This is a genomic window from Legionella maioricensis (assembly GCF_023618015.1).
In the GTDB taxonomy this organism is placed as follows: Bacteria; Pseudomonadota; Gammaproteobacteria; order Legionellales; family Legionellaceae; genus Legionella; species Legionella maioricensis.
The window spans coordinates 179,098-196,727 of the sequence record NZ_JAJKBJ010000005.1 but is presented as its reverse complement, the minus strand read 5'-3'; the positions used below and the strand labels follow the sequence as shown (position 1 = coordinate 196,727).

Below are 17,630 nucleotides of genomic sequence, written 5' to 3'. Positions count from 1 at the left end.
AGCGAAAGCTAACCCGGGATTTGTTGGCACATCACCCAGGATTACGACTTCGTATCCACCCAGGTTACAATTGGTTCATCCAGTGTCTTGATCTGGCATTGCACTGTGCGAATACAAATAAAATTGCCTATTGGGGCATATCCGTCCACGGAGGCTTTTCACCCACGGGTATGCAAAACTTACTTAGCAAAATTTAATCAGAGCTGGTCTAGTATTAATAATATGGGAATCAGCTAAATTTTAAAGGTTAATTGAAATATTAAAATTTAGAATAAATAAAGTATACGTGAATAATCAAGGAATAGAATGATCTCACACAACGGCCAGACAAGATATGGTGGTATACACGTACGGCAATATCGTCTGATTCTCTATATTACTTTTGAACTAATTATTGTGTGTGCGATGATTGTTCCTTTGTACGCCTATAAAAAGCTATGGTACCTTGTTGCAATAATTGGTTTGGGAGGCATAATAATTTTACTCAATTCAATATTGCTTATTCGTAGCAGGAACACAAGCGTTTGTGGTCACATACTGATTTTAACTACCTTCTTAACAATAACCAGCGCAAATTACCTGGTTTGGGGCGTGGGAACATCTTACTCTTTATGGTTTTATGTAATTCCTCTTTTTGCCGCATCGCTTGTGGGATGGGGCGGGCTGTTTTTTTACTCGACAATTGCTTTATTAATGATCATAGGATTTAGCACCCTTTCAATCCCCCCTTTTTACCATCTCGCTCCACATCTTCTCACGATTATCGGACGGACAAACCATCTATTTGCCTATCTAATCATTGTCACTACAGTCGTCAATTTAATGCACGAAAATAAGCGATATGAACAAATATTACATTATAAAAATCATTTACTAGGTGTTGAAAAAGATAAATACCAACATTTGGCCTATTTTGATCCACTAACAAATTTGCCAAATCGCCAATACTTTAAAAAACATTTACAAGAAGTCATTGACTCATTATCTACCAATGACTGTGTGACAGTTTTTTTTATGGACCTCGATAATCTCAAATATGTAAACGACTATTGGGGACATGATATGGGTGACCATTTATTAGCGCAAGCAGCAAAACGGATTCATCTCTGTTTTCGTGAAAATGATTTTGTTGCCAGATTGGGCGGAGACGAATTTACCGGCATCGTATTGCACTCCCAAGATGAAATGACTCCACAAGAAATCGCCCAAAGAATTATCCATGCATTCGAACAGCCATTTACCTTAAAAAAAGTTAAGTACCACAGCTCAATTAGTATAGGGCTTTCTACTTGTCCCAATGACACACAAACTGTAGTTGACTTAATGATTAAAGCTGATCTTGCCATGTATGCTGCGAAAGAAATAAAAGGTAGCTCTTGCTGCAAGGCATCGCAATCTATCCCTGATTTTAACTAACCTTCACCTAGGCAAATCATGCTTCGACTTTTTTAAATCCTGGTGTAGAATAAATTACAATTTTTTTAAGGTGTTACGCATGTCAAATATTCTGGTAAGCATTCTCATGGGATCCAAATCAGATTGGGTCATAATGGAAGAAACTGCTCTCATGCTGGATAAACTAAACATTCCCAATGAAGCACGCGCCCTGTCTGCCCACAGAACACCTGATGCTTTATTTGATTATATTAAATCAGCCGAACAACGCGGTGTTGAGGTATTTATTGCGGCTGCTGGAGGAGCTGCACATCTCCCTGGGGTTGTGGCTGCAAAAACCTGCCTCCCCGTTCTTGGTGTACCTATGCCCTCTTCAACGTTCACTAATGGATTGGATGCACTGCTTTCAATAGTACAGATGCCTGCAGGCATTCCCGTCGGCACCCTCGCTGTAGGTAAGGCAGGAGCAGTTAACGCCGCCCTTCTTGCCGCTCGTTTTCTGGGGAACAAATATCCGGAATATAAAAATGCAGTTATTCAACATCTTAAAGAACAAGCGCAGACTGTTCTTGATAATTCGCTATTAAAGGAATAAAAAAGCACCTTTTTCTTCATATGAACTCAGCTCTGCAGCTGATATAAATCCTCTGTATGCCGCGACAAGTCGCGGCATACAGAAGAGTCGGTGGCCCATTTTCGGCACACATTAATCTAAAACAGATAAAGACTTCTATTTTTACCAAATTTATTGTTTATAATGACATCCCCAATAGGATATCCAACTCAACTCCAATGGCCTCAATAAAAAATGAAATTTTCTGATATATTGAATTTAAATAATAAAAAAGTCATCAAAGAGACTATCAATCTTATTATCCTCTTATCACAACAAAGTGATACTGCAAAGCTTTTACCTAAAGAATACGAAGTGGAAATAACGAAACTCCTGTCACCCACTCCTAAAAGAACGTTACCAGTTCTCGGGGCAGAATATGAACTAAGAAAAAACTGGCAGAATCTGGCTCCGGTTTTGTCTGTTGAACATTTACTGGAATTGCAGCAAGCCGTACAGCATCATCTTGATCTCCTAAAGCAAGAAAACATTGAGAAGGATCTGGAAGATTACACTAAATTAACTCCATTGACAGTGACATGGCTAAACAGTAAAAATTCGAGTCTAGTGGATCAGTTTAATGTAACGGAATATCGATATAATAAATGGAATCTTACTCTAGCTAAAGAAGAACGCCTAAGAAGAGAAAATCAGTTTAAACGCCAGTTTGATATCGAAGTGAAAAGCAAAGGACTGGAACGATTTAAAACAGCACAAGCCATAGAGACGGAATTCAACGCCAGAAAAAAAAATGACCCTCACTTGAATGAGTTAAATGCACGTATCCAAGACCTGGAATCCAAAATAGAGATAGAAAAACGATACAGGAAAATAAGTACGTTTATTGATCTTCTTAAATACGTCGGCTTAAATTTAACATCGAACATCCAGATGCTTGCTGAATATTGTGATGATTTACATCGCGACCAGGAGGAGGAGGTATTTAACATGGAGGATATACCGGGTTCCGTCTTCACTTTTCTCTAGGACTAGGTAGGTCGGCCCCGTTTGGCCTCACTGCCATTAAGCTAAGGGATTTAGGGTAATGCAACATGTCAAATGTCGCCTGGATTAGCGCGGCGCAATCAGGGAAATACCTTGTTATGGTAGTGACGTTAAGATGTCACATATTTAGTTGTAGTTTCTAATTTCCAATTGACACACACATTAATGGAACATAAAAAGCCTCTTTTTTCTTTCACTAATTCATTTTATCTAAGCCTATCTTTTTTGCTAAGAAATATTCAATAAAACCATCGCTTTGTGGAAATAGCCAATGCTTTTATCAGGGGGGAAAATTACGTAAAGAACATAATGTTAACTTAAGAAACACAACCTATACTCTATAATTACTTAGATTTTTTGAGAGATTTTAATGAGCTTTAAAGAGTGGATTGAAATAACATACGGGATAAAAGAAGTAGTTGAAGGTAAAATTACAGATTTAAAATTTGTTCCAAACACTAACCCACCGCCTGGTGGAGAATTAAGGACACTGAGACCTGAAGATGGAAGAATTTATGATTCCATGAGGAAAAAACTAAATGTTCAGCCCGGCAAGGAGATTCAGGGCTTTATATGCCCAGGATGGATGAAGCTAGATTCCAGCATTTATCCTAAAACTTATGAATATAAAGAACCAGCCCCTATTTATTTTAGATTGAGTAATAGGAACAAATTTAGTCAATTCACCAAAAAATACAATTTACACCCAGCGGAAAAAAGAGAGCCATTGTCTTTTGAGTGGGCTTATCTAGCAAAGCCAGTTTGTTTAGAACACCTATATACAGAATACAAAGCTGAATTAAAAAAAGAGCAAGACAACAAAATGACCTTAGAGCAACTAGAGGAGTGGGAAAAGAAAGTTGCTGCATTATTAGGGGTTATCAATAGAAATCCTCAATTAGAGACCTATGTTAATAAAGCACATCATTTATCAAAAGATTACAGTAATGATGACGATATCAATAATGCGGTATATGAGGCATGTTCTGGATATTCAGTATCGCTTCAAATTTATGCGGAATTAAATAAAGAGCTTTTATCTAAAAAGGAATACGCTTCGTTACAACATGCAATTGATATTTTAGGTCGAGGGGTAGAACAAGGCTTAAAAACAGATGCTAATTTTATGCATTACCTTGTTAGGATTCTTGGAAAACGTAATAAGGTAATTATAAACCCCGCCGCGCCTTATATGGGCATGAAAGATGCTCCACCAGAACAAAAAGATTGGGTACTTTGGAATGGTAAGTGGAGTGCTAACCCCATAAAACAAAGGGGGATTTATCCTTCCTTAGAAGAAAAAATTGATGAAAATATTAATAATTTGCTTAACGGTAATCCTAAGGTAGATTGGTGGGGGGGAGCAGCAGGTAAACCGCCCTACAAAATGAGAAGATTTTTACCTGATGCAAATATGATGTCAGAAACTAATGAAATAACCCTCCAGGGCGGGCGGATGATAAACCATTCCGCAATGCTTAGGATTATTAAAGTTGGCGTGAAGGTAAATGGCGGTATAAGCAATGATCCTAAAGAAATTCATCATTTTGACTATTATCATGTACAAACAAATTTAGGTGCTGAGTGTAATGAACTCAATGGTGGTACATGCACAGGGACTTACATTACTAAACTTGGACCTACAAGATTAGTAAATGATCAAATTGTTCCATTGGCGATAACTCCTGAAACCGACCCCAAGGGTTATCAGCAAGCCATGGAAACTACTATCCGTGAATTAATTAAGGCAGAACGCCATCTGCTTTTTTATCGCAAACCACAGGAAGGACCAAATGGTGAGGGTGCCTCCCCCGTCGGGAGCCCAGAGGCTGAAGAGTGGACCAGGGTAAATAACCGCCTTACCTTATTGAAAGGAAGCCCTATCGGTAAGAATCACGAATTGAATTATTTCTCAATCGGCTTGGATGGAAAACCTGTTAGAGCTGTAATGAAAAATCAAAAAAATTACGCACAGGGCGGTGGCAGTTGTACCATTTTTTCTATAAAGCAGTTGGTAACAAGTATTCTTGAAATGCATGCCACATCACTTCACAGTAATTTTTTACAGCATCATGATGGTAAAAGCCAGGTAGCTGCACTCAGCTCACTCCAAGAGGAAATCAAGCAGCGTAAAATTGCTCTTCAAGCTAAACCTAAACCGGTGGATGTTCCTAAGCCCGTTGTTCCAGAACCTATTGTGGATCAGCTTACCTATGATGAGTATTATGATGGGCAAATGCAGTTTTTTGATCGTTACATCCGAAAAGTGTGCACTGCTCAGGATGATGCTCGCTTACAAAGAATCGCTTATTTACAAAAACAACAGCGCATCTGCTTTCTGGACGAATTCCTTGAGGTTGAACCTGGAAAAGAGCTTGAAACAACAAGAATTGGCTATACTCCTTTTGATTCTGGTCTTTATACATCTGATCAGCTTACTTTAGCTCCGGATGCGGGCTTAATTGATGAAAGAAATAGACGTTTAACCCGCTACAGATTGGTATATGGACCTGTTGATTTCTACTTAGATAATCAGCTAAAAAAACCAACAGAGATTCCTGTAATAACTGCTTGCGCACCCAATATGATGGGAACCTCGAAAGTGGATATAGACGAATTTTCCGAAGCGGGGCTATTGAAAACTACGCAATATGAAAATGAATGTCGAAAATTGGCTGATTTTATTGTATTCCAAGCAAAAACAAATGGAAATCAACGATTGATTATGCCTACTTTTGGGGTAGGTGTTTATATCAACCAACTCAATCCTTATTCAATGTCACCAGATGTGGCAAAAAGAATTATGTATCTCGCTTTTGCCGAAGCAGCTAAAAAACATAGCATTAACGTCGATTGGATAATATGGAAAAATCCAGTGAATCTTAGTGGATCTGCTGCTGCGGTACAACAATATCAAAGTTTTGCTCCTAACAATAAATATATGAATACAACGCTGCATACCGACATGATCTCTTATGCGCAGGAGCGGCAACAACAAGGCGAAAAGGTGGTCCTGTTAAACCCAGGGAGTGATCGAACTGTTGGAGGAGCTTATACCCATAAGAATCCTAAAACAGGCGAAGAACAAATAGCTCAAAAGTCTGATCTAATCCTTCTACAGTCTGAACTTAACCCAGCTATGGTAAAAAGATTTAATGTCGACTTTAAACAGCGAAAAGCAGAGTTCATCCCCAAGGTTGAGTCTTCTTTATTTGTTAAGTTAAACATAAAGACTCCTGTTGTATCGCTTCAAAATGGGAAAGATTATCGGCTCTGTTTTGAAAATATAAATGCAGCAGATCAATTTTGTTCTCTATTAGCACTCAATGGTATTGAGGCTCATAAAGTAGCCCCTAGCAAGGATAATGTAGTTATTTTAAGCCAAGCACAATGGAGGCAGATACCTAAACTAAGTACACAAGAAGAGTTGATAAGTCGATCAAAACTCAAAGATACATTCAAAATGGTCTCTGCACACGTTATTAACACACAATTGGACATGCAAACTAGTCCTTTAATAGTGCAAAAGAATAACCTTTATTCCATAGGCTTTTTCAGTAAGGGTAAGGCGGATCAATTTAGTACTCTTTTAGCAAGTTATAGTATTAAGGATGTAAGTGGTAATGCAAAGTTTGTTCAACAGTATAAAGATCGCCATGTAGTTTACTTGACGATTGAAGAATGGAATAAATTACCAGAACTGGGTAAAAAATACGAAAATCTTAAAAATCAAGACAATCTTAAAAAGCAAGAAGAGCAAAGAAAACTTGAAGAACAAAAACGCCTGGCTGAGGAAGAAAAGCGCCGTCAGGAAGACGAACAACGTCAAGTTAAGGAGCAATTCAAACAAGTAGCGCTCCATATTCATCAACAATTGGAATTAAGTATTGATGCCCCTCTTCCCTTCATCACCAAAACCTCACAGGGGGATTATAAAATATCCTTTGTGAAAGAAGAAAGTGCTAAGAAGTTTAGTGAGTTTTTAGCCGGCCATAAGATTTTTGGCTCAGGAGGCAAGGCAAAATTTGTTGACACCAAAGGAGGTTATTCTGCGGTTGTTTTAAAAGACCAGCAATGGTTGCAACTTCCTGCATTAAAGAAACAGGACGGTTTAAACCAGCAGGATGATCAACTCAAGATTGAAGAAGAAAAACGTCGTCAGGAAGAACAAAAACGCCTGGCTGAAGTAGAAAAGCATCGTCAGGAAGAACAAAAACACCTGGTTGAAGTAGAAAAGCGCCGTCAGGAAGAGCAAAAACGCCTGGCTGAAGTAGAAAAGCGCCGTCAGGAAGAGCAAAAACGCCTGGCTGAAGTAGAAAAGTGCCGTCAGGAAGAGCAAAAACACCTGGTTGAAGAAGAAAAGCGCCGTCAGGAAGAGCAAAAACGCCTGGCTGAAGTAGAAAAGCACCGTCAGGAAGAGCAAAAACGCCTGGCTGAAGTAGAAAAGCGCCGTCAGGAAGACGAACAACGCCAAGTTAACGAGCAATTCAAACAAGTAGCGCGCCATATTCATCAACAATTGGAATTAAGTATTGACGCCCCTCCTCCCTTCATCACCAAAACCTCACAGGGGGATTATAAAATATCCTTTGTGAAAGAAGAAAGTGCTAAGAAGTTTAGCGAGTTTTTAGCCGGCCATAAGATTTTTGGCTCAGGGAGCAAGGCAAAATTTGTAGACAACAAAGGAGGTTACTCTGTGGTTGTTTTAAAAGACCAGCAATGGTTGCAACTTCCTACATTAAAGAGACAATCTGCTCCAACACCAGAAGAAATTAGAAGGCAGGAAAAGCTAACACTGTCTCTTTTAGAAATAGATGAGGCTTTAAATCACCTTAGATCAAAAATTGGCACAATTGAGCAGCATAATTTTTCTGAGGCTAAAGATGCAGCGGTAACTCTCTTAAATAATTTAACTCTTGCACGAAATGGATATGAACAGGCTATAAAAAAACCTGGCGCAGTCGATGTAGTTGTTGCGCGGCAGAACTTTAATGAATATTGTGAAAGAGCAATAATTGATGCAAAAGAAGTATTGATAAGAGATCTAGACTGGGGAAATTATCTCATAAATCTGCTGAAAACTCTGGCGAACGCTGTTATTTGGACCGTTAGTTTAGGAAACGTTAATTCATTCTTCACTAAAGAAAAACCAGCATCTTTAGAAGCGGTAGAAGAAGTAGAGCAAGATTTAAGATTCCGAAGCAATGATATTTAATTTTAAAAAAAAATAAATACCCTCGTTGCAAGGTTGGGGGCTTAGTCCAACAGAAGTTGTCGAGTTAAACCAGACCTATGTTGGACCAAGGCCCAATCTACATTTCTAAACGGTGAGCAATTAGTTGAATGGCTTCCACCAAGGCAGGACCTTCCAGTTCTTGCACTCTATGTTTTAGAGAATCAACTGTATCATTAACTAAAACCTCACATTTTTTTTGCAAAATAATAGGGCCGGCATCAACCTGCTGAGTCACGTAATGAATCGTACACCCTGTTTCTTTTATTCCTGAATCAAGAACAGCCTGATGTACCCCTGCATCCATTTTTCCGGCGAACGCTGGAAGTAATGAAGGATGTACATTAATGACTTTATTGTTCCACAAAGCAACGAAATCCGGTGACAGGATACGCATATAACCAATTAAAACGACTAAATCAACATGATAATGCAGTAAGCGTTCATTAATTTGCTTATCATAATCGCTGCGACTCAAGTCCCCTGTATTTAGAAACTCCGCTTTTAATCCATTGTTTCGAGCTCTTTCCAGGATCAATGCATTGGATTTATTACTAATGACTACTTCTATAGTTGCAGATAATGCCCCCTTATTAATTGCCTCAATAAGGGTGAGCATATTAGTTCCACGAGTTGATCCTAATATTCCTAAGCGAATCATAATGAACGCAGCCTTTGCATGGCGTCAATGCGTTTATTAATTAAAGCAGAAGTACCAATGTCCTTTCGGTGAAATAACGGGCCTTCCACGTAGCTGATCTCTTGTTCTGCAATTTGCTCAGCGCCACTAATGGTGTCTGCCACGCCAACATAAGCGGCTGTTCGTGAGCCTGTGGCGTATAACTTCCCATCCACTGCGTTAACTGCGGCTAAATACAAATAGTTTTTGTTCTCCACTTTGTTTATATCAATTTCTACCTGACGCACTGGATGATCAGGATAACCATCGGGTACAGCATATTTGCACACTGTTGCTTTTTTGGAAAATACAACCTGATCAGCTTGCAAATTACCTTTAGTTAAGGACACACATAAATCAACAAAATCAGACTCTAAAATACTAAGAACATTTAAAGACTCAGGATCACCAAAACGAGCGTTAAACTCAATGACATATACTCCGGCAGCTGTAGCGATAAAACCACCATATAATATCCCAATGTATTTTTCATTCATTTCAGTCATTAAAGCATTAAGAACGGACTGATTAATATTCCAGGCACTCTCTACATCAGATGGGTTTAAAAAAGGCAGGCTATGATCAGGAGCTGAATAGCTACCCATTCCACCAGTATTGGGCCCCTTATCATCAACATAAGCACGTTTATTGTCTTGAATAAGTGGCATAGGAACAAGCGTGTTTCCATCCGAAAAACACATAAAAGAAAATTCCTGACCAATTAATTTTTCCTCTATGACCAAAGATTGTCCCTGGGTAAAAATTTCCGTGCAATACTCGAAAGCTTCTTGATAAGAATGCAAATGGTCACCCGCGACCTTAACCCCTTTTCCTGCCATTAAACCATTTGCTTTAACGACATAATTATTGGGACCTAATTCCGTTAAAAAATCCATAACTCCAACTGGATTAGAAAATATTTTGTACTTGGGTAAGCCAGATATACCGTATTTTTGCATTAAATCTCTGGCAAATGCTTTACTTGTTTCTATTTGAGCCAGTTGCTTTTTAGGGCCAATTACTGCGATGCCACGCGCTTCTAAAGCATCAGCCAACCCATGTTCTAAGGGCGCTTCCGGGCCAATTATAGCCATCATTATTTGCCATTGGCTGGCTTGATGAGCCACTTGTTCAACATCCGTAATATCACCAACCCAATAAGCCTGAGCCATTTTCTCTATCCCTGGATTATGGGATGTGCCACAACAATAGATCTGTGGCTGATGCTTCGACAGGCTTAATGCGCGTACAACGGCATGCTCACGCGCACCAGAACCTACAACAAGAATATTCATCAGGATAACTCTCCTAGCTCAGTTTGTATCTCACTTTCATCCAGTCTTTTTTTCTCTAAAGACTTTATTTTTTCTTCGGTAATGTTGCCACTGATATAAATACCGTCCATGCATGCCATGCAGGGGCGCCCCATATGATGTTTTCCTCTACGAGTAACAGCCTCTACCAAGTCTTTCGGGGTTTGATATAATAATTTATCCACTCCTAAAAATTGGCGAATTTCTTCCTCTGTCTTATATGCAGCAATCAATTTCTTACGAGACGGAATATCAATACCATAAAAACATGGGTTTTTAATCGGCGGGCATGTAGATACAAAATAAATTTCTTTTGCTCCAAATTCTCGTACCATTTTTACAATTTCACGTGAAGTAGTGCCTCGAACAATACTGTCATCTACAATCAACACCTTTTTTTTATTAATTTCAGTTTTTTGCGGGGTTAATTTATAGCGAACCTGGCGGGAACGTGACTCCTGGTTGGGCATAATAAAAGTTCGACCAATAAAAGGATTTTTATATAAACCTTCGGAATAACGTATGCCCAACTCATTAGCGAAAGCTAATGCAGCAGTATTTGCTGTTGATGGTGCCGGAATTACAACATCGGGTAATAGATCAGGATATTTTTCTTTCCAACTTATAGCCAGATTTTGCCCCATGCGTAACCGAGATCGGTACACACTTACATCATCAAGTGTGGCATCAGGTCTGGCAAAATACACATATTCGAAAATACAAGGAGTAAACTCTTTAGTAGTGAGTACTTTACGGTATAGCTGCCCTTTATTATTTACATAAGCTACTTCCCCTGCTTGTAAATCACCTTTCGGCTCAAAACCCAAAGCATAAAAAGAAGTGGTTTCAGAAGCAAAAATATAATCTTTAGTTCCGTCTTCGCGTACTCGCTCTCCCCAAACTAAAGGACGAATTCCATGGGGGTCCCGAAACGCAACTAAACCTTTTCCAATCACCAGGCTTACAACAGAATAGGAACCTTGAGCACGTTCATAAATAGTATTCACGGAAGTGCACAATAAATTAAAAAACTGTTCTTCATCTTCATCTGAATAGAAACCTTTAGCTAAATTATCCGCTAAAAGCAGAAGCAAAGCCTCAGAATCAAGGGTTGAATTTAAATGCCGATGTTGTTTACCACAGATGTCGTCAACTAACTCAGAATAATTAACTAAATTACCATTATGGGCAAGGGCAATCCCACGAGGACTCCCTATCCATAGGGGTTGGGTATCGGCTTCGCTATAACCGCCTGCGGTTGGATATCGAGCGTGGGCAATTCCTACATTACCTCGGAGCCGCACAATATCGTCTGCAGAAATGGACTCTCTGACTAAACCTAATCCATGTTTAAAGTAAAACCGATCATCGCCAGTCAAAATTCCACAAGCATCTTGTCCTCTATGCTGTAAATGAATCAAACTATCATAAAGTTCTGCTGCAACGGGTTCATGACTGTAAATTCCAACAATACCGCACATAGGTCTTACCCCTGAAAAAATTCTCTCGGATAAATAAATCAGTCGTAACATCTCAATAAGTCAAGGAAAACTCCTCCGACAAGGTCTGACGGCTTGTCCGGGATCCAGGAATCTCACTCTGGTATTAAAGCTCTAGATCCTGCGGACAAACCGCAGGAAGTCGGGATATTATTTTTCCCCGAGGTTATTGAGAATTACATTTAGTCCTCTTCCAGAGAGAAGAACTAATTCCTTTACTTAATGACAGTGCAACCAGGCTTCTATATTACGCCTAATCCTTTGGTTTACGGGACCAGGATGTTTCTCATATACAAATTTCTCTTTGGTAATCATTTCATAGAGCTGGATATACCGTGAGGATAAAGTAACAATTAATTCCTCAGGAGCCTGAGGCAATATTTTATCCTGATAAGGATCGCAGTGATCAACGAACCATAACCGTAAAAACTCTTTGTCTATATTTTCTGGCTCTTTGCCCGCATCAAATCGTTCCTGATAATTATTAGATAACCAGTAACGACTTGAGTCAGGCGTATGAATTTCGTCAACAAGAACGATACGTCCCTCTTCATCTCGCCCAAATTCATACTTTGTATCTACTAAAATTAAACCATGTTTTGCCGCGACGTCCATTCCATGCTGAAATAGCTGCAAAGCATAGGAGCTAGCCTCATCCCAGTCTGCTTGAGTCATCCAGCCTTCAGAAACGATTTCTTTGGGACTAATAGGACGGTCATGCTCTGTTTCTTTAGTTGTGGGAGTTAAAATCGGCGCTTCCAGTTTTTGATTTTTCTTTAACCCCTCGGGAAAGGATAAACCACAATAATCACGTACCCCTTTTTGATATTGGGTCCATAAGGAAGTGCTGGTAGTACCTGAGATGTACCCGCGAACAACGAATTCAATAGGAAAAACGGTACATTTTTTTGCTATAACCACATTAGGGTCCGGCACAGCAATCAAGTGATTAGGGACTATTGATTGAGTATTATTGAACCACCAGACTGAGGTTAAATTCAGTACTTGTCCTTTATAAGGAACAGAAGCCAGCAGTCGGTCAAAAGCACTCTGCCTGTCTGTAGTCACCAGGATTAATTTATCGCCCAGATCATAGGTATCTCTTACCTTTCCTTTGTATTTTTTGCCAAAAGCAAAATCTGTTTCGGTTAAACAATAAGGAAGTACAGTACGTATTGCATCTTGATTAGGAGTTTTCATATTCATAGCAGGTATGCGCATTAGGGTTAAAAATAATATTGGTATTCAATATCGCATCGGTTAAGTCGCCAATCTTGGCGCCTTCACTTTTAAAAATCCATAAAATACCATGATGGATGTGTTCCACATCGTGAATCAAAAAATGATCCTGAAGCATCTGTTTCTTTTGTAGTCCTAATAAATCATCTATAGGTCTGACTAAGAAAGCCTTAACAGAAGGATTTGATACACTTTGAGGATCCACAAGATATTCTTTACGTTCGTTATATAAAACACCTGTTTGTTTTATCTGATCAATAACCGCAGCTGAATGACAATTTATTTGCCAATGCACCATTCGACTGACGCGGACAGAGATACCCAATTGCTTTAAAGTATTTTGCACCGTAAGTGCGTAATTATCAGTAATAACTAATTGGACAAGGAGTTCGTGACTGAGCTTTTCTTTACGATAATGAGTGAGTGGCGCAGCTGTAGGCTTATAAGATAAGAACGATGACTGAAATGGCTTCGCTTCCTTTATATAATCCCTCATGGAAAGGAATATCACATCTCCTGCGGGAGTACGCTCCGGATGAGGCATCATTGCCATGACGTTACCCGCTTTATTCATTATAGCTGCGATATTCAGCATGGAGCCATTAGGATTCACCGGAAAATTATCACTTATATTGCCTTGATCATCACAATATTGAAAAACGTTTAACCCCTCTTTCTCTATTTCCTGTACTAACGCTACAGGCATAACAAAACGTCCCTCAGCATGAGCTATAGGAACGGTGAGAATCGATTCTTTAGACATATGGCGAGTAAACGCATTATTTTTATCTTGAGTACGGGAACACATATGGATCCAGCTATTGTAAAAGCCGGTACCTAATATTTTTCCATCTACTATACGTTTATTTTCACTAAGAGCCATCCCTAACCGGTTATTTTCTAATCCAGGGACCAATCCTGTTTCAACCAGAATTTGTGCTCCATTACATATTCCTAAAACCGGTTTTCCTAGTTCGCTCTGTGCCTTAATTTCTCGCATGACAGGATCCAGCGCGGCTATTATTCCTGCACGGGAGCGGTCTTCATAGGAAAACCCGCCAACAATAATGTATCCATTCATTTCTCGCAATTTGGCATGCGATTCATTCCAGAGAAATTCAACTGGAATCATTCCTGCACGGCGAACTGCAAGCATGGTTTCACGCTCGCAATTAGAACCTGGGAATTGCACAATAGCAATCTTCATTAGCATAATCTCACTTCAGGCTTACCCGATACTACCCGTCCTATTTCATAAAGAGGAAAATCTGGATAATTCTTGAGTAGCGAATACATTTCTGCAACTGCATCGGGAGAGGCTATCATCACCAAACCAATACCCATATTAAAAGTGCGGTACATTTCTTGATCATCTAACTGCCCCAAGGAGCGTAGTACATTAAAAACAGGAAGCACTGGACATTTGTTTTTATGAATCTCTACAGAACAATGAGAAGGCAATACTCTGGGGATATTTTCTAATACCCCGCCGCCACTGATGTGCGCCATTCCTTTTATAGATATTTTATTATTAAGTAGATGAAGAACAGGATTTGTATAATTAATATGAGGAGCGAGTAAAGCTTCACCGACGGTCTGCTCCAACTCGGGAATTTTTGAATCAACAGTAAAACCACCTACATCAAAAAATAACTTTCTTGCCAATGAATATCCATTGGTATGTAGTCCACTAGATGGAAAAGCTAAAACCACATCACCAGCAGTTATATTTTTCCCTAAAATCGCATCTGCTTTTTCAACAACTCCGGTAATAATGCCTACTAAATCATGTTCACCTCGAAGATAAGTATCTGGCATTTCAGCGGTTTCGCCGCCAACGAGAGAGATGTTATTTTCGAGACAGGCTTTTGTCATCCCGATAATAATTTCCTCAATATGCTGAGGTTTTAAATGATCGGTTGCAATGTAATCTAACAGGGTCAAGGGCTTTGCCCCTAAAACAATAATGTCATTGGTCGTGGCACTTACCAAATCGATTCCTATAGTATCAAATTTTTGCATCATTCGGGCTACTATCATCTTAGTGCCAACACCATCTATGCTTTGCACCATAACCGGATGCTTGTATTGTTCCATCAGCGGCTTCAAATCATACATGGCACCAAAACTACCAATTCCTGTTAGCACTTGGGGGGAAAAGGTTTTTTCCACATTACGTTTAATACGTCGTACTGCTTCATTCCCTGCTTCTATATCTACTCCAGCAGTTTTGTAGTTGATAGTAGTCATTATAATAACCTCTCTCTTAAACCATGCTCCCATGCATATCTGGCTTTACTGATTTGCAGATTTATAACTGAATTTATCTGCAAAACGGGTTGGTTTATAGTGCGTCCAATGATCACGTACGGTACTTGATGCTGATTGAATAATGCATCAAGAACTGAACCGTGGTCTTTATCCACCTCAAGAATAAAACCACCTGACTCACTAAATAAAAGCTTTTCAGTAGATAAATCACCCTTTATATCTACCGTGATCCCGATGAAGTTTTTAAAGCTCATTTCAGCTAAGGCTACGGCAACCCCACCCTCAGAAATATCATGTGCTGCCAGAATCAACCCTTGTTGAATTGCCGCAGAAACACACTGGATCTCACGACTCAGCGTCTTTAAATCAGGTTTGGGTATTTGAGCGCCTAATTCCTCAAACAATTGATAATAAACACTTCCTCCACATTCATCTTTTCTTTCACCAACCAAGATTAGAAGACTATCGCTTTTTTTAATATCAAAAGTAACTGCATGATCAATATCAGGAAGGGTGCCTAAACAGCTAATCATTGGGCTGGGAGGAATGGAACCTTTTGTCGATTCGTTATATAAAGACACATTGCCGGCAATTACAGGTAAAGTGGCATCGGGATATTGTTTTAGATGAATCGCAGCACATGCATCAACAATGCCTCTCACTGCATCAACGAACTCTCCCATTTGTTCCGGTTTTTCTGGATTACCAAAACATAAGCAATCCGTCAAGGCAACAGGATCTGCGCCTACTGCAGTAATATTACGAACGGACTCCACTACAGCATTTACAGCCCCCCAGTAAGCATCAATTTTGTTATAACGAGGATTTTGATCCAGAGATAAAGCAATACCTGTTTTACGAATTTCCTCAGGATATTTATCTTCGTTAAAAGGCTGCAGTACACCGGCATCGGCCCACCCAGCTTCTATATGAGTTCGTCCCTGGACTTGTTTATCGTAAGTCTCAAAAACTGGAGCCCTGGATGCGATGTTTTCATGACCTAAAAGCTCTAATAAGATCTTGTTATAATCAGTTGGCGCAGCCAAATCAGGCTCTTGAATAACGGCTTCTTTCGATACAAAAGGTCTGTTATAGACTATCCCCTTAGTTACATCAGGCACTTTAGCACGAACCAACTCCCTTCCCTGGTAATTAACCACGTACAATCCATCATTACGAATTTTACCGATAACAGCAGCACGTGCACCTTCTGAAACCTGAGGTAATGCAAAAGTCTGGTTATAATGTTCGAGGATAGTATCTGCCAAATCGGGTGGTACTACCCACATAAAACGCTCCTGAGTTTCGGAGCAGAGTATGACTGATGATAAAAGATCGGCCATTCCAGTAGGGACTTTCTCCAAATCAATTTCAGCACCGTAAGCACCGCCCGCTTCAGCCAATTCAATACTGGCACAGGCTACCCCGCCGGCCCCTAAATCTTTGAAACCTACTTTATCAATTAATTGTTTTTCTCTAAGTAAATTAAATAAAGCGTAATTCGCTTTAAGAATATGCCTTTGCAAAAAGGCATTAGGTTCTTGGACTGCCCCTTTATTTCTTTCTTTTGAATCTTCTTCTAAAGTAGTCGAAGCAAAACTGGCTCCACCAAAACCACTATTGTCTGTAGGTTTTCCAACTAAAATGAAGACATAATCTTCCGCATTCATAGGGGCATAGGAATGGATGATCTGATCTTCTCGGACAATCCCCAGAGTCACTACCGTCACCAAACAATTTTCATTGTAGGCAGCATCATAATAAACATCGCCCGCGATGTTAGGAATCCCTAACGGATTACCATAACCGGCTATGCCTGATACAACCCCTTCCTGTATCCAATGGGTATGAGAACGATTGATATCACCGAAACGCAAACTGTCAGCCAGAGCAATCACTTCTCCGCCCATGCAACACACATCCCTCACATTACCACCGACTCCTGTAGCCGCGCCTTCATAGGGAACAATTTGAGAGGGATGATTATGTGATTCATGACTAATAATGACCCCGTAGCGGTGCCCTTGCTTGTCCTGAGCCACTGCAACAACCCCAGCATCCTCTTTTGCACCGAGGATTACATGAGGTCCATTGGTATTGAATTGTTTTAAATGAACACGGCTGCTTTTATAGGAACAGTGTTCTGAACCCTGAATAGACCAAAGCACACACTCAGCAAGCGTGGGCGGTCTTTTAAGAAATTCATTCTGTATGGTTAAAACTTCATCGACAGAAAGGCTCAATTGATGGTCGCGAAGCGATTGGGCAATCTCTTCACGTGATAAGGACGAAAAATCAAGAATTTCAGTAGGCTTTTGCATAAATCCCTTAAACAAGAAGGTATTAATTATTGGAGGTTAGTAATACCTCCCGCCATGTTTAC

At 39.7% G+C, this 17,630-nt stretch carries 11 protein-coding genes; 4 read left to right on the top strand and 7 right to left on the bottom strand.

Annotated features, from left to right (window positions below; genetic code table 11):
• Positions 1-306: 306 nt before the first annotated feature.
• From LOX96_RS06585 to LOX96_RS06570, 4 genes are all read left to right on the top strand, one after another.
• A complete protein-coding gene (locus LOX96_RS06585) occupies positions 307-1,416 on the top strand; it encodes a GGDEF domain-containing protein (protein WP_250421676.1) in 1,110 nt (369 codons plus the stop codon).
• 79 nt (positions 1,417-1,495) lie between these two features.
• Positions 1,496-1,990: a 5-(carboxyamino)imidazole ribonucleotide mutase gene (gene purE / locus LOX96_RS06580; protein WP_250421675.1), complete on the top strand. Its 495-nt coding sequence runs from the start codon at positions 1,496-1,498 to the stop codon at positions 1,988-1,990.
• Positions 1,991-2,203: 213 nt separating this feature from the next.
• A complete protein-coding gene (locus LOX96_RS06575; protein ID WP_250421674.1) occupies positions 2,204-2,995 on the top strand; it encodes a hypothetical protein in 792 nt (263 codons plus the stop codon).
• Between the two features lie 388 nt (positions 2,996-3,383).
• Positions 3,384-8,228 carry a sbcc family protein gene (locus LOX96_RS06570; RefSeq protein ID WP_250456355.1) on the top strand — a complete coding sequence of 1,615 codons (4,845 nt, stop codon included), beginning with the start codon at positions 3,384-3,386 and terminating at the stop codon, positions 8,226-8,228.
• 97 nt (positions 8,229-8,325) lie between these two features.
• Here the strand turns inward: LOX96_RS06570 and purN are convergent, their stop codons facing one another.
• From purN to purL, 7 genes are all read right to left on the bottom strand, one after another.
• Positions 8,326-8,907, bottom strand: coding sequence for a phosphoribosylglycinamide formyltransferase (purN, locus tag LOX96_RS06565; protein WP_250421672.1), 582 nt, complete (start codon positions 8,905-8,907; stop codon positions 8,326-8,328).
• Positions 8,904-10,223, bottom strand: coding sequence for a phosphoribosylamine--glycine ligase (gene purD / locus LOX96_RS06560; RefSeq protein WP_250421688.1), 1,320 nt, complete (start codon positions 10,221-10,223; stop codon positions 8,904-8,906). The genes purN and purD overlap by 4 nt, the downstream gene beginning before the upstream one ends.
• The gene (purF, locus tag LOX96_RS06555) at positions 10,220-11,719 is read right to left on the bottom strand and encodes an amidophosphoribosyltransferase (RefSeq protein WP_250421671.1); all 1,500 of its coding nucleotides are present in this window, start codon (positions 11,717-11,719) and stop codon (positions 10,220-10,222) included. The genes purD and purF overlap by 4 nt, the downstream gene beginning before the upstream one ends.
• 237 nt (positions 11,720-11,956) lie before the next feature.
• The gene (locus tag LOX96_RS06550) at positions 11,957-12,943 is read right to left on the bottom strand and encodes a phosphoribosylaminoimidazolesuccinocarboxamide synthase (RefSeq protein WP_250421670.1); all 987 of its coding nucleotides are present in this window, start codon (positions 12,941-12,943) and stop codon (positions 11,957-11,959) included.
• Positions 12,924-14,183, bottom strand: coding sequence for a phosphoribosylformylglycinamidine synthase I (purQ, locus tag LOX96_RS06545; protein WP_250421668.1), 1,260 nt, complete (start codon positions 14,181-14,183; stop codon positions 12,924-12,926). The genes LOX96_RS06550 and purQ overlap by 20 nt, the downstream gene beginning before the upstream one ends.
• Entirely contained in the window at positions 14,183-15,226 is a 1,044-nt protein-coding gene (gene purM / locus LOX96_RS06540; protein WP_250421667.1) for a phosphoribosylformylglycinamidine cyclo-ligase, read from the bottom strand. Before purM ends, purQ begins: the two co-directional genes overlap by 1 nt.
• On the bottom strand, positions 15,226-17,568 hold the full coding sequence (purL, locus tag LOX96_RS06535; RefSeq protein WP_250421665.1) for a phosphoribosylformylglycinamidine synthase subunit PurL: 2,343 nt from the start codon (positions 17,566-17,568) through the stop codon (positions 15,226-15,228). The genes purM and purL overlap by 1 nt, the downstream gene beginning before the upstream one ends.
• Positions 17,569-17,630: the final 62 nt, after the last annotated feature.